Below are 13,883 nucleotides of genomic sequence, written 5' to 3'. Positions count from 1 at the left end.
CCGTGGAGAGCTATGCGGCGCTGCTGCGGGGGATCATGCCGACCAACCCGAACATGCGCAACGAGAAGTTGCGCGGGGTGCTGGAAGGGCTCGGGTTCGACAAGGTGGCCTCGGTGCTCACGAGCGGCAATCTGGTGTTCCGCACCGATGACGATCCCGCCGACCTCGAGGACCGCATCCAGGAGGCGCTGGCGGCCGAGCTCGGCATTCCCGGCGGCACCATCATCCGCAGCCATCGTGTGCTGCGCGCGCTGCTCGATCGCGACCCGTTCGAGGGGCTCCCGCACGAGCGCGGCTCGTATCTGACGGTCACCTTCTTCAAGCACGAGATGCGCGAGGCGGACCTGTCCTCGTTCGACGACGATCCGCTGACCCGCGTCATCGGCTACGACCGCGACGCCCGCGCGTTCCTGACCGTCATCGACAACAGCACCGGCGCGACGCCGGACTTCATGGCCCGCCTGGAGAAGACCTACGGCAAGGACATCACCACCCGCACCTGGCTCACGGTGCAGCGAGTGGTGAAGAAGATCGAGGGCTAGGCCGCCGCGGCGACCGCGGTGCACACGAACACGACGCCCGCCCGGCCGATCCGGGTGACGACCAGGGTGTACGGAACCGAGCCGCGCGGCTTGAGCTTCTTGCGCAGCGCGTCGGGGTCGAGATCGATACCGCGGACCAGGATCTCGAGCGAGCCGCAGTCGCGCCGGGACAGCTCCTGCCGCAGGGTCTTCTCGCGCAGTTCGAACCGGTCCTCGATGCGGAAGCCGCGCAGGCCCGCCGGGACCGTGTCGCCGGTGAGGTAGGCGATCTGCGGATCGAGCTGCCAGAGACCGTGTTTCGCGGCGTAATGGCGGACCAGGCCCGCGCGCACGATCGCGCCGTCGGGGTCGACGATCCACTCACCGGGGGCGCGTTCGGGGATGCCGTCGGGGTCGGCGTCGGTGAGCGTGGTCGCGCCGCCCCGGGAATCGAGCACGGTGGCGCGCCGGGTGATGCCGGGTTCGGTCAGCCCGGGCGACCACAGGCAGGCCTCGCGGACCGCGCCGTCGAGGGAGACGATCTCGATCTCGCCGTCCCAGCCGAGGCGGTCGAAGTCCAGACCGGGCGCGGACTTCACCGCGATGTCGCGACCCGCGTACGCGGCCAGCAGGTCGGGCAGCGGGGGCTGGAGTTTCGCGGGGTCGTAGGTGCGCCTGCCGTCGGCTCGACGCGCCGGGTCGGCGATGATCACGGTGTCGCGGGTGGTCGGGGTGAGGGCGTCGGCTTTCGCCAACACGATGTTGCGCCGCCGTGTCGACGAGGTCTCGGGGGCGCCCGGCGCGGCGTCGGGGGCGGCGGGTGGTTCGGCGTCGACCGCGGTCGCGCGGAGCGACACGGCGCCGAGATTGTGGGCCGCCATCGCCAGCCGCACGTCGTCGAGATCGCTGCCGATCACCGCCGGGCACACGGCCGACAGCTCGGCCAGCTCGGCGCCGATCGAACAGGTGACGTCGTGCACGGCCCTACCGGCCAGCCGGGCCGCCCGGTGCCGGGCGACCAGCGCGGGTGTCGCCTGCTGCAACGCGTCGTCGGTGAACAGCCAGTCGGTGGCCGCGGGCAGCTTCACCGCGGCCTTGCGCCGCAACCGCACCGTCTCGATCAGCGCGGCGGCCTGCTCCGGAGACGAGCGACGCACCTGCTCGATATCGCGCAGGTGCGTCGCCGGAGTCAGCTCCAGCCGGTCGACCTCGGCGAGCGCGGCGGATCCCGCCGCGCTGCCCAGGAAGGCGACATCGTCGCGGCCGAAGCGGTACCCCACTTACTTCTTGGCCGCGCCCGGCTTCACGCCGGTGATCATCGCGTTGTAGAAGAACTCGCGCGGGACGACCTTGCGCAGCACGTTCTCGTCGAGCCAGCTCAGGCCCAGCCAGGCGCGGTACTGCGCCATGCGGTAGCCGACCGTCAGCTTCTCGTCGGGCACGGCGGCCTCGAAGGTGCGCACCGGCCAGCCCCAGAGGGCGGCGGCGAACTCCTCGGTGGTGGCCTTCACGTCGACGGCACCGGCCGATTTCGCCATCTTCTCGAGATCGCTCGGGTCGAAGGTGTGCAGGTCGACGACGGCCTCGAGCGCGGCGGCGCGCGAGGACTCGTCCAGCTCGGTCTGCGGACGGCGCCAGCCGGACAGGAACGGCAGCTTGGTGACCTCGGTGGTCACCTTCCAGGTGGCCTGGCCGAGCTTGCGGGCGTAGAGGTTGCCGATAGTGGTCGGCTCACCCGCGAAGACGAAACGGCCGCCCGGCTTGAGCACGCGCAGGCACTCCTTGAGCGCCAGCTCCACGTCCGGGATGTGGTGCAGCACGGCATGGCCGCAGACCAGGTCGAAGGTGTCGTCGTCGTACGGGATGGTCTCGGCGTCGGCGACGCGGCCGTCGACGTCCAGGCCCAGGTGCTCGGCGTTGCGCAGCGCGACCTTCACCATGCCGGGCGAGAGGTCGGTGACCGAACCCTTCTTCGCGATCCCGCCCTGCATCAGGTTCAGCAGGAAGAACCCCGTGCCGCAGCCGAGCTCGAGCGCCCGTTCGTAGGGCAGCGGGGCGGGGCCGACCGCGAGGTCGAACCGGCCGCGGGCATACGCGATACAGCGTTCGTCATAGGAGATCGACCACTTGTCGTCGTACGTCTCCGCTTCCCAGTCGTGATACAGGACCTGGGCGAGCTTGGTGTCCTTCAGCGCTGCTTCGACCTCGGCCTCGGTGGCGTGCGGGTTCGGCGCCGGGTCATCGGGGTGGACCGTCATAACCGCCAAGAGTAATAGGAGACCCTCAGCACGCAATGGGCGGTCTTGTTTCCGGCGGTTCCAACTGGTCGCATGACCGGTCTCAGCTCACCGTCCGGTGAAAACGGCGCTGTTCGGACCGTCCGCGGCGAAGGTCCGGGTGCCCGTGCGCGCGTCGTCGGTGTCGAACAACGCCGACCACTCGGTGACGGCGGTGGAGTGCCCGTGCGGGCCCGCTTCGAAGACCGCCTTGGCGGCGGCCAGGGCCCGCGGCGCGGCCGTGACGAACTGCTCGGCCCAGCGGCGCGCGGCCTCGAGGACATGGTCGGGCGCGACGACCTCGTCGACCAGACCGAGCGTTGCGGCCTCCTCGGCGTCGACGAAACGGCCGGTGTAGACGAGGTCCTTGGCGCGGCTCGCGCCGATCAGCAGCGACAGCTTGCGGATGCCGGCGAGCGGGATCAACCCGGCCTTGATCTGCGGCAGGCCGAGCTTGACGTTGTCGCCGATGATCCGGTGGTCGGCGCCCAGCGCGAGCTCGAGGCCCGCGCCGAGGCAGTAGCCGGTGATCGCGGCGACGGTCGGCTGCGGCACCCGGGTGAGACAGCCCAGCGCCGCCTGCAGATCGGCCGCCATCGCGGCGGCCTGCCCGGCGTCGAGCTCGGCGAGCTCGGTCATCTCGTCGCCCGCGCTGAAGACCCGCTCGTCGCCGTAGACGATGAGTGCGGCCACGCCGGGGTGCCGGGCCACCGTCTCGGCCGCCGCGGCGACCTCACGGGCCAGCTGGGCGTCGACCAGGTTCAGCGGCGGACGATCGATGCGCAGCAGCGCGACGCCGCGCGCGGACGGGTCGGCGGGCAGCTCGAGGGTGACGAATTCGGCCATGCGGCCAACCTACCGGCCGCCCAGTGCGCCCAACTGCGGCAGCTCCGCGAAATACCGGCCGTTGTCGGGGAAGTCGGTCAGCGGCGGGCCGTCGGCGGTGGGCGTGTAGTGCGGCATGATCGGCGTGATCGCCCGTTCGGCGGCCAGCACGGCCGCGGTATCGGCGAATTCGCGCAGACCGTCGAGCTGTGACCACGTGGGCGGCAGCAGGACGTGTTCGCCCGCCCGCCAGCTCGCCAGCGCATCCTGCGGGGTCGCCCAGACGACCTGGGCAGCCTCGGAGGTGGCGCCGTCGGCGATCTGGCCCTGCGGCAGCACGGCGACGAAGAACCGGGTGTCGTAGCGGCGGGGTTCGGCTTCGGGGGTGATCCAGTTCGACCACGGGCGCAGCAGATCCGCGCGCAGCACCAAGCCCTCGGCGGCGAGGAAGTCCGCGAGCGAGAGCTCCCGGCGCTCGAGCTTGCCGCGCGCCTCGCGATAGACCGCGGAGTCGTCGACGACGGTGTCGGCGGTCGGCCCGGCCAGCAGCACGCCGCATTCCTCGAAGGTCTCCCGGACCGCGGCCGCGACCAGCGCCTGCGCGGCCTGCTCGGTCGTCGCGAACCGCTCGGCCCACCACGCGGGCGCGGGTCCGGCCCAGGCGATGTCGGCGGTGCCGTCGGCGGCGTCGACCCCACCGCCGGGGAATACCGTCATGCCGCCCGCGAAGGCCATCCCGCTGACGCGGCGCTGCAGGAACACCTCGATGCCCGCCGCGCCGTCGCGCACCAGCATCACCGTCGACGCGTCGCGTGCGGCTACCCCGGACTCACTCATACCGTTCCTCTCCACCACGTGGCCGACGGTCCGACGGCCGCGGTGGATCGGACGGCTCACCGGAGCCGACGCCGTTCCACCGCGGCCGTCGCATCGGCCTGTCTGCACCCTAACGCCCGCTTGGTTCGCTGGGGAAACAGTTCAGCCCGGACGACCGCGGTGCGACGCGACGGTTCCCACTGAGTGGGCCTCAGGCGCGGCGGTGCTGACCCGAGCGCCGGGCCCGGCGGGCGAACCAGCGCCCGTCGACCCGGTCCAGCGCGATGGACTGGCTGAACGCGGCGCTGAGGTTGGCGGCGGTGAGCACGTCCTCGAGCAGTCCCTGCCCGACCACCTCGCCCTCCTTGAGCAGCAGGGCGTGGGTGAAGCCCGGCGGGATCTCCTCCACGTGGTGGGTCACCAGGACCATCGCGGGCGCGTCGGGATCGGCGGCCAGATTGCCCAGCCGCTCCACGAGTTCCTCGCGCCCACCCAGGTCCAGGCCCGCGGCCGGTTCGTCGAGCAGCAACAGTTCCGGGTCGGTCATCAGGGCACGCGCGATCAGCACCCGCTTGCGCTCGCCCTCGGACAGGGTGCCGTAGGTGCGGTCGGAAAGATGTTCGGCGCCCAGGGTTTCCAGCATGTCGACGGCACGTTCGGTATCGATGTCGTCGTAGCGTTCGCGCCACCGGCCCAGTACCGCGTACCCGGCCGACACCACCAGGTCGCTGACCTTCTCGTCGACGGGGATGCGGCTGGCCACCGCCGCCGAGGACAACCCGATGCGCGGCCGCAACTCGGTGACGTCGACGCGACCGAGGGTCTCCCCCAACAGGTTCGCGTCACCGGAGGTCGGATGGACCTCGGCGGCGGCCATTCTCAATAGCGAGGTCTTGCCGGCCCCGTTCGGGCCGAGCACCACCCAGCGTTCGTCGAGCTCGACCTGCCAGGTGACCGGACCTACGAGCGTTCGGCCCGAGCGGCGGATGGTCACGTCGGAGAAGTCGATGAGCAGATCGGGATCGGGTTGCGACACGCGCTCCATCTTGGCCCACGCGGCCCCTCAGCGGAACGACCGGCCCGTGTGGGATTCGTTGTTCCTGGTCGACGCGGAACCGCGGCGCCCGTCCGGCTCGTCACGCAGCATCCGGGCGGCGAGGAAGGACACCGGCACCGACAGCACCACCCACACGATCAGGATCACCACAATCGTCGTCACCATCGCGGAACCTCCCTACGCCCTCGATCCCCCAGCCGTCGGTTACGTATACCCCCGGGGTCCGCCGGATACACCGAGCCCGGGCGGCGGGTCGCGAAATCCGTCATCCGATCGACGAATTCGGTTCGCGCGTGTCGCGCCGATCAGGAGCGGGCGGGCACCGCGATCACGGTCATCGAGCCGGGAGCCACCTCGGTGAAACCGGCGTCGCGGACCGCCACGGCGCGGCCGGCGGCGACCTCGGCCACCAGCGTCGCCCACAGTCGCTCGTCGGCGTCGCGGACCGCGCACCGGAAGTCGCGCTGCGCCCAGGCCGCCGCGGCGCCCACCGGGAGTGCGCCGGCCAGCAGCATGCTCGCGTGGCCGACCTGGGCGGCGGCCTTGCCGACCGACATCTCCAGCGCCGCGTCGACCCACAGCACGGGCAGGTCGGGGTCCGGTGGGCCGGGCTCGTCGTGGTCGAGGTCGGTCCCGCCGATCTGGAGCTTGCGGATCCGCTGGTCGATCGCGCCCACCGGGCCGGGGACGAACGCGCGCGCCTGCGCGCCGTCGACCTCCACGGTCACCCCGTCGACCTCGCCCGCCGCGACCCACTGCGCGCCGCGCGCCCGCCGCGCCACCTTCCTGATCCTGGAGCGCTTCCACGCCAGATAGCGCGGCTCCCACTCCCCGCCCGGCCCGGAGCGCGGGTCCAGGCACACGGCCACCGCCGCGGCCGCCGCGGCTTCCAGCAGCGCGCTGCGCGCGGGTGGGTCGGCCTTGGGGATGTGCAGGACCATTTGCATGGCCTGGACCATGGCCGGGTCGTCGGGATCGCCGTTGCCGCCGTATCCCCGCGCCAATTCGGCGTGCCGGAGGGCGAATGCGGCCGCGTCGTCGCGGGCCTCCGCCTCGATCTCCACGCTGCTCAGTTCCCCGCTGCCCATGCCACAACACCCGATCCGATCGACGCCACTGCGGGTCAAGCCTAACGAGGCGGCCACCACGCCGTCCGTGGACGCTAGGCGACCCGCACGGTCAGGATGAACTCCGGCCCCGGCCCGATCGGCGGCTGACTGGCCGGACCGTAGACGAACTGAATGGTCGAGGTCCCCGGGCCGACCCCGCGGAACGGCCACACCGTGCTGGTGCCCTCCGACAGCGGCGGCTCCGGCGCCAGCACCCCGCGCTCGATGTTCACCGGCGTCCAGGACTCGGTGTCGTTCGGGTTCTGCGGCAGCCGGACCAGCAGCTGCTGACCCAGCCCGAGCGCGACCGTGCTCCCGCTGAACATCTGGTCGACCTCCACCGGTCCGGCCGCGGACTGCGCGGCCGTGGTCGGCAGGTCGATCGTCGTCGAGGACAGATCCCCGGTGTCGTCGCCGTCGTCACCGCACCCGGTGACCAGCATCGCCACCGCGCAGGCCGCGAACAGGATTTTCCGCATGGAACTCTCCCAACGCCGAAAGGACACCCTGCGCTGGAGGCTAACGCCGCGACCGGGTCGCACCGGTCGCGACGCGCCAGGGCTACCGGCCGAGCAGCGGAACCCGGCGCACGCCGCCGTCGCGGGCGTCGGCCGCCTCGACCTCGTCGCGGGTGACGCCGAGGATGAACAGCACCGCGTCCAGGTACGGATGCGACAGCGCCGTATCGGCCACCTCGCGCAGCGCGGGCTTGGCGTTGAACGCCACGCCCAGACCGGCCGCGTTGAGCATGTCGATGTCGTTGGCACCGTCACCGACGGCGACGGTCTGCTCCATCGGCACGCCCGCCTCGGCCGCGAACTTGCGCAGCGCGGTCGCCTTGAACGCCCGGTCGACGATCTCGCCGATCACCCGGCCGGTGAGCTTGCCGTCGACGATCTCGAGGGTGTTGGCCTGCACGAAATCCAGTTCCAGCTCGTGCGCCAGCGGCTCGATGACCTGCCGGAAACCACCGGAGACCACACCGCAGCGGAAACCGAGCCTGCGCAGCGTGCGAATGGTGGTGCGCGCGCCCGGGGTGAGCTCGATCCGGTCGGCGACCTCCTCGATCACCGATTCGTCGAGACCTTCGAGGGTGGCCACTCGCTGGCGCAGCGATTCGGCGAAGTCGAGTTCGCCGCGCATCGCGGCCTCGGTGACCTCGCGGACCTGCTCCTCGACGCCGGCGTGCGCGGCCAGCATCTCGATGACCTCGCCCTGGATCAGCGTGGAGTCCACGTCGAAGACGATGAGCCGCTTGGCGCGGCGCGCGAGCCCGGCTCGTTCCACCGCGATGTCGACCTGTTCGGCGACGGCGATGTCGGCCAGCGCGGTGCGCAGCCGCGAATCGGTGTCGGCACCGGAATCGATCGCCGAGACCATCAGTTCCATGCCGGTCACCGGGTAGTCGGCGATGCCGCGGATGGTGTCGATATTGGCGCCCAGGCCGGCCAGCAGCCGCGAGATCGCGCTGAAGGCGTGCGCGGTGACGGGCGCGCCGAGCACGACGACGGCGTGCGTCGACATCGGCGGCTTGCCGATCTGCGCGTCGACCGACACGTCGACCTGCATGCCGACGGTGTTCATGGCCTCTTCGAGCTCGTCCTGCAGTGCCTCGGGGTCGTTGGGGCACGAGACCAGCACACCGAGGGTGAGCCTGCCCCTGATGACCACCTGTTCCACGTCCAGCAGGCTCACCTGGTGGCGGGAGAGCGTCGCCAGCAGCACGGATGTGACGCCGGGTCGGTCGGGGCCGGTGACGGTCACGAGAACTGTGGTGTCGGCCAAGTCGATCTGCTCCATATCTGGGCCTTTCCTGGGAGAGCCGTCCTGGACAACTTCGTCAGGAAAAAGCGCATGCACCTGCTGGTCACCCAGCAGGTGCACACCCTGGTCTTCCGGTCTTTCCTACTTCTTGGCGAGCGCGCCTTCGCTGACGTGCGTCGCGTGCTTACCCGAGCCCCAGCCGACGTGCGCTTCGGCCTTCATGCGCTCGACCATGTGCGGGTAGTGCAGCTCGAACGCCGGACGCTCCGAACGGATGCGCGGCAGCTCGTAGAAGTTGTGCCGCGGCGGCGGGCAGGTGGTGGCCCACTCGAGCGAGTTGCCGTAGCCCCACGGGTCGTCCACCGTGACGACCTCGCCGTAGCGGTAGCTCTTGAAGGTGTTCCACACGAACGGCAGCATCGACGAGCCCAGGATGAAGGCACCGATGGTGGAGATCGTGTTCAGCGTGGTGAAGCCGTCGCTGGGCAGGTAGTCGGCGTAGCGACGCGGCATGCCCTCGGCGCCCAGCCAGTGCTGCACCAGGAAGGTGGTGTGGAAGCCGACGAAGGTGGTCCAGAAGTGCCACTTCGCCAGGCGCTCGTCCATCATGCGGCCGGTGATCTTCGGGAACCAGAAGTAGATACCGGCGAAGGTGGCGAACACGATGGTGCCGAAGAGCACGTAGTGGAAGTGCGCGACGACGAAGTACGAGTCGGTGACGTGGAAGTCCAGCGGCGGCGAGGCCAGGATGACACCCGACAGACCACCGAAGAGGAAGGTCACCAGGAAGCCGATCGACCACAGCATCGGTGATTCGAACGTCAGCTGACCGCGCCACATGGTGCCGATCCAGTTGAAGAACTTCACACCGGTCGGGACCGCGATGAGGAAGGTCATGAAGGAGAAGTACGGCAGCAGCACGGCGCCGGTGGCGTACATGTGGTGCGCCCACACCGCGATCGACAGCGCCGCGATACCCAGCGTCGCGTAGACCAGCGTGGTGTAACCGAAGATCGGCTTACGGCTGAAGACCGGGAAGATCTCGGAGACGATGCCGAAGAACGGCAGCGCGATGATGTAGACCTCGGGGTGGCCGAAGAACCAGAACAGGTGCTGGTAGAGCAGGATGCCGCCGGTGGCCGGGTCGTAGATGTGGCCGCCCAGGTGGCGGTCGTAGGCCAGACCGAACAGCGCCGCGGTCAGCAGCGGGAAGGCCAGCAGCACCAGGACCGAGGTCACCGCGATGTTCCAGGTGAAGATCGGCATGCGGAACATGGTCATGCCGGGCGCGCGCAGGCAGACCACGGTGGTGAGCATGTTGACGCCACCGAGGATGGTGCCCAGACCGGAGACGGCCAGGCCCAGGATCCACAGGTCGGTGCCGACACCGGGCGAGTGCAGGATGTCGGTCAGCGGCACGTACGCCGTCCAGCCGAAGTCCGCCGCGCCGCCGGGGGTCACGAAGCCCGCGGTCGCCATGGTGCCGCCGAACAGGTACAGCCAGTAGCTGAACGCGTTCAGTCGCGGGAAGGCGACGTCGGGGGCGCCGATCTGCAGCGGCAGGATGATGTTGGCGAAGCCGAACACGATCGCCGTCGCGTAGAACAGCAGCATGATCGTGCCGTGCATGGTGAACAGCTGGTTGAACTGCTCGGGCGACAGGAACTGCAGACCCGGGCGCGCCAGCTCGGCGCGCATGAGCAGCGCCATGAGACCGCCGACCAGGAAGAAGCTGATCGCCGTCACCAGGTACATGGTGCCGAGCACCTTGGGGTCGGTGGTGGTGACCGCCTTGTACAGGAACGAGCCCTTGGGCCCGGTCCGAGCAGGATACGGTCGAGTCGCTTCCAACTGAGGGACTGGCCTGGGCTCTACCGCAGTCACTGATCCTCCTGAAGATGCCTGTACGTCACTCGCAGGCCCTCCGTCCTCCGGTCAGAGGCAGACGACGGTCAGCATGCGTTGGTGTGAATCGTAAACCGTGCTGCCGCAGCATTCCGCGCGGGTCCTACTCTGTGTCGTATTCAGCGCGCCGTAGATGGCCGACCACGTGTCGGCCCGGCGCCGTTCTCGATCTTCCTCCGCAGGTCGGGCGGGTGCAACGGTTGTCGGCGATGACTTTTCGGAGGTCGCGGCGTCATGATCGATGACGGTGGGCGCGTCCTGCCACCGTCTCTGTCGAGCCAGTCCCCCGCAGCCGAGGAGTCGTCATGTCCAGTGCCCAGCAACCCGGTGATCCCACCTGGGTCGATCTCTACACCGCCGATCTCGACCGTGCCATCGCCTTCTACGGCGAGCTGTTCGGCTGGACCGCCGAACGCGGCGGCGAGGAATTCGGCGGCTACACCACCCTGCGCAAGGACGGCAAGGCCGTCGCGGGCGCTATGCCCCGGATCCCCGACGCCGGTGACCCCTACCCCGATCGCTGGACGGTCTACCTGGCCTCCGCCGACGCCGCGGCGACCACGGCGAAGGCGAGCGCCGCGGGCGGCAACATCTTCGTCGAGCCGATGGCGGTCGGCGACCTCGGCACGATGGCGGTGCTGGCCGATGTCGGCGGTGTCGGCGTCGGCGTCTGGCAGGCCGACGAGTTCCCCGGCTTCGAGGTGATCGGCGATGTCGCCGACGGTGTCTGGCGCAACCACGACGGCGTCCCGTCCTGGTTCGAGCTGATGACCCGCGCCTACGAGCAGTCGCTGACCTTCTACCGCGAGGTCTTCGGTTGGCGCGACACCTTCGCCGTGGCCGACACCCCCGAGTTCCGGTACACGACCATCCACGCGACCTCACCGATGCGCGGCGGCGTCATGGACGCCACCGGCCACCTCCCCGAGGGCATCCCCGGCGCGTGGACGGCCTACTTCGGCGCCGACGACGTCGACAAGACCGTCGAACTCGCCAAGACCCTCGGCGGCGGCGTCGTCTTCGAGCCGATGGACACCCCCTACGGCCGCCTGGCCGGTCTCACCGACCCCACCGGCGCCCACTTCAGCATCGGCGGCAACGCGCGCTGAGCGGTGTGGCGGCGCGTTTTCCGCGTCGCCACCACCGGCGCTAGTCTCGACTCGACACCCGGTGGGGCGGTGTCGATCGAGTCCTTATCCGGGGGGAACATGTCCGACGATCAGTCGACCGAGCGCGCACGTTCGTCGTGGCCGGTCCACGCGGGTGTGATCGGTGCCGTGCTGGTCGCCGGGGGTGTCGCGCTGGCGCTGTACAGCTGGTTCGTCGCCGCACCGATTCCGGTGCCGTTCGACAGCTACGCCGAGACCGGCGAGTTCCCCCGCCATCTCGTCCGGGCGACCCTGATCTTCGCGGGTGCGGTCGTGCTGATCGCGACGGTGGTGCTGATCCGTGGGCGCCGCGGTGACGAGCGGGCCGCGGGTGTCACGGCCGGTGGCGTGCTCGCCCTGCTGGCGGTGCTCATCGGAAGCATCGTGTTCGCGGTGACCGCGCACATCCCGTCGACCTATCAGCGGCTGACCGCGGAGTTCGTCGTCACGCCGCGGGTACCGGGTGCGATCGCGGCGCTGGCCCTCGTCGTCCTCGGTGCGGCGCTGATCTTCGTGCTCGTGGCGACGCCGACCGCCCCGATGCCCCGGCGGTCGGCGCTCGTCGTGGCCCTCGTCGTCGGCGTCGCGCCGGTGCTCGGCGCCGCCGGGGTCGCGGGCCGGCTGGGCGACGACAGTGCCTCGGTCGACCACGTCACCGCCGACCCCGGCCCGGAGACCGCGGTGCCCGCCGTGCTCGGGCCGGAGAGATTCCGATTCCGGCCCCCGGTCGGCGGCTCGAACGCGGACACTCGAATCGCCTTCACCGGAACGGGGTTCATCGTCTCGACCAGGGGCGGCATCACGGCCTACGATGGTGCGACGGGTTCCGAACGCTGGCACTACCGGCGCCTCGGTGTCGGCTCCGACAGCGTGGGGAACGTGCCGCCGAAGACCGTCGCGCTGCGCGGCGAGGACGTCGTGCTGACCTACTGGGAGCAGCGCGGCTGGCTGGCCTTCGACACCGACACCGGTGAACTCCGCTGGTCCGACGCGGACTTCACCCGAGACGGGGCCGTCAACCGCGCCGGCGATTTCACCCGCGACCGGGACGCCATCGTTCCCGGGCACCTGCTGGCCACCACCTCCGCCCGCGGGACGGTGACCCGGTACGACGCGAGGACCGGCCGCCACCTGTGGACCACTCCGGCCGAACCGGCCGGGTGCACCTCGACCGGGGAGCGCGTCGTCGCCACGATGACCGCGATCTACCGAATCGCGACCTGCGGCGACGGCGACACGGCGACGGTGGCCGTCACCGTGTTCGATCCGCGGTCCGGGCAGGTGCGCGACCGGCGCGACTTTTCCGCGCCGCGCCAGGAGTCGCCCGGCTATGTCGAGGTCCGGGTGCTCGACAGCGGCTTCGTCTGGATCAGCTACGTCCGGGACGGCGCCGACACCGCGCTCCTCCTGCCGCCGAACGCCCCGCTGACGTCGGCGATCGCCGCATCGAGCCGCACAAACGTCGACGTGCGCGCCGCGGACGACCACGCCCTGGTCAGCTCCGACCACCCGGACGGATATCGGCTGCCCAGGCGATGGGAAATCCTGTCGGCGGCCGACGGCGCATCCACCGAGCTCGACACGACCTCCGACGAGCGAGCGCAGTACGCCGAGGCGGCGGTGCTGCTCGCCGACCAGGTCGTCACGCTGACCTCCGACAACGGCTACCACCTACGCACCTGGGACCGGTCGACCGGTCGCGCGGGACCGGTACTGCCGATCACCGTGGCGCCGGGGACCAGATCCCTGCGATTCACCACGGTCGCCGGTTCCCTGCTGCTGATCACGACCGATGCGAAGTACCGCGATATCGAGGTCATCGGCTTCGGCTGACGACCACCGGGTTCAACCACCTTGGGGTGGGAAACGCGCCCCCTGGGAGGCCACCCCCCAACGCTGGGGTCGCTGTCGGAGACCCCGCCCGGCGACGACAGTAGAGGTGTACCGAAAAGCACCTCCTACCAGCGCCAAGGGGACACCACGATGAGCACGACGACCACCTCGATCGCCGACAACGTCATCCAGCTGCCGCGCAAGCAGGCCGGCCCGATCGCCACCGATGGACAGCTCGCCGACGCGGATCTGGATCGCTGGGCCAACCGGCTGGCGCGACTGCTGCTGGGCCGCGGCGTCACTGCGGGCGCCCGGATCGCGCTGGCGGTCGACGCCACGATCGAGGCGATCGTCGCCGAGGCGGCCGTGCGCAAGATCGGCGCGATCCCCGTCGCGGTCACTGACGACGAGTTCGTCTTCGGCGCCTACGCCGGCATCACCACCCGGGCCCGCAGGCCCGAACTGACCGACGTCGTCGATTGGCTGGTCCTCGACGATCGCTCGACCCTGCAGCGTTATCTGGTCAGCTCCGACGCGCCGCTGTCGACGGCCGATCTGCGCGCTGTCTCCTGAACCCATTCCGGTCTGGTCCTCGCAGGTCCAGAATGGATCGAGAGCGCAGTACGCAG

The 13,883-nt window shown here is 70.3% G+C and carries 14 protein-coding genes; 4 read left to right on the top strand and 10 right to left on the bottom strand.

All coding sequences use genetic code 11. From position 1 onward, the window contains the following. Positions 1–2 precede the first annotated feature (2 nt). Positions 3–542 carry a DUF1697 domain-containing protein gene (locus ACIO52_RS23865; RefSeq protein WP_218719305.1) on the top strand — a complete coding sequence of 180 codons (540 nt, stop codon included), beginning with the start codon at positions 3–5 and terminating at the stop codon, positions 540–542. Here the strand turns inward: ACIO52_RS23865 and ACIO52_RS23860 are convergent. The 10 genes from ACIO52_RS23860 to ctaD form a co-directional block, all read right to left on the bottom strand. Then, positions 539–1,801 (bottom strand): class I SAM-dependent methyltransferase, encoded by a 1,263-nt coding sequence (locus tag ACIO52_RS23860; RefSeq protein WP_402646891.1) that lies wholly within the window; start codon positions 1,799–1,801, stop codon positions 539–541. The genes ACIO52_RS23865 and ACIO52_RS23860 overlap by 4 nt on opposite strands. Further along, positions 1,802–2,779 (bottom strand): class I SAM-dependent methyltransferase, encoded by a 978-nt coding sequence (locus ACIO52_RS23855; protein ID WP_218719303.1) that lies wholly within the window; start codon positions 2,777–2,779, stop codon positions 1,802–1,804. Positions 2,780–2,866: 87 nt separating this feature from the next. After that, positions 2,867–3,643: an enoyl-CoA hydratase-related protein gene (locus tag ACIO52_RS23850; RefSeq protein ID WP_402646888.1), complete on the bottom strand. Its 777-nt coding sequence runs from the start codon at positions 3,641–3,643 to the stop codon at positions 2,867–2,869. 9 nt (positions 3,644–3,652) lie between these two features. Beyond that, positions 3,653–4,459, bottom strand: coding sequence for an NUDIX domain-containing protein (locus ACIO52_RS23845; protein ID WP_218719301.1), 807 nt, complete (start codon positions 4,457–4,459; stop codon positions 3,653–3,655). 190 nt (positions 4,460–4,649) lie between these two features. Further along, positions 4,650–5,483, bottom strand: a complete 834-nt coding sequence (locus tag ACIO52_RS23840) for an ABC transporter ATP-binding protein (protein WP_402646885.1) — start codon at positions 5,481–5,483, stop codon at positions 4,650–4,652. 18 nt (positions 5,484–5,501) lie between these two features. Continuing rightward, positions 5,502–5,660: a hypothetical protein gene (locus ACIO52_RS23835; RefSeq protein WP_218719299.1), complete on the bottom strand. Its 159-nt coding sequence runs from the start codon at positions 5,658–5,660 to the stop codon at positions 5,502–5,504. Between the two features lie 140 nt (positions 5,661–5,800). Further along, positions 5,801–6,583: a peptidyl-tRNA hydrolase gene (locus ACIO52_RS23830; protein ID WP_218719298.1), complete on the bottom strand. Its 783-nt coding sequence runs from the start codon at positions 6,581–6,583 to the stop codon at positions 5,801–5,803. A gap of 74 nt (positions 6,584–6,657) precedes the next feature. Continuing rightward, positions 6,658–7,083 carry a protease inhibitor I42 family protein gene (locus ACIO52_RS23825; RefSeq protein WP_218719297.1) on the bottom strand — a complete coding sequence of 142 codons (426 nt, stop codon included), beginning with the start codon at positions 7,081–7,083 and terminating at the stop codon, positions 6,658–6,660. Between the two features lie 82 nt (positions 7,084–7,165). Beyond that, positions 7,166–8,404: a phosphoserine phosphatase SerB gene (serB, locus tag ACIO52_RS23820; protein WP_394358737.1), complete on the bottom strand. Its 1,239-nt coding sequence runs from the start codon at positions 8,402–8,404 to the stop codon at positions 7,166–7,168. 105 nt (positions 8,405–8,509) lie between these two features. Continuing rightward, positions 8,510–10,252 carry a cytochrome c oxidase subunit I gene (gene ctaD, locus ACIO52_RS23815; RefSeq protein WP_218719296.1) on the bottom strand — a complete coding sequence of 581 codons (1,743 nt, stop codon included), beginning with the start codon at positions 10,250–10,252 and terminating at the stop codon, positions 8,510–8,512. Between the two features lie 326 nt (positions 10,253–10,578). Here ctaD and ACIO52_RS23810 point away from each other — a divergent pair, with 326 nt between their 5' ends. The 3 genes from ACIO52_RS23810 (at position 10,579) to ACIO52_RS23800 (ending at position 13,827) form a co-directional block, all read left to right on the top strand. After that, complete coding sequence (locus ACIO52_RS23810; protein WP_402646880.1) at positions 10,579–11,382, top strand: VOC family protein; 804 nt, start codon at positions 10,579–10,581, stop codon at positions 11,380–11,382. Between the two features lie 99 nt (positions 11,383–11,481). Then, on the top strand, positions 11,482–13,254 hold the full coding sequence (locus tag ACIO52_RS23805; RefSeq protein WP_402646877.1) for a PQQ-binding-like beta-propeller repeat protein: 1,773 nt from the start codon (positions 11,482–11,484) through the stop codon (positions 13,252–13,254). Positions 13,255–13,404: 150 nt separating this feature from the next. Further along, entirely contained in the window at positions 13,405–13,827 is a 423-nt protein-coding gene (locus ACIO52_RS23800) for an AMP-binding protein (protein WP_316575698.1), read from the top strand. Positions 13,828–13,883: the final 56 nt, after the last annotated feature.

Origin of the sequence: Nocardia sp. NPDC087230 (assembly GCF_044744725.1) — a bacterium.
Lineage (GTDB): Bacteria > Actinomycetota > Actinomycetes > Mycobacteriales > Mycobacteriaceae > Nocardia > Nocardia canadensis.
Note: the sequence above shows the minus strand (reverse complement) of the source record. Positions and strands in the feature narration are given on the sequence as shown.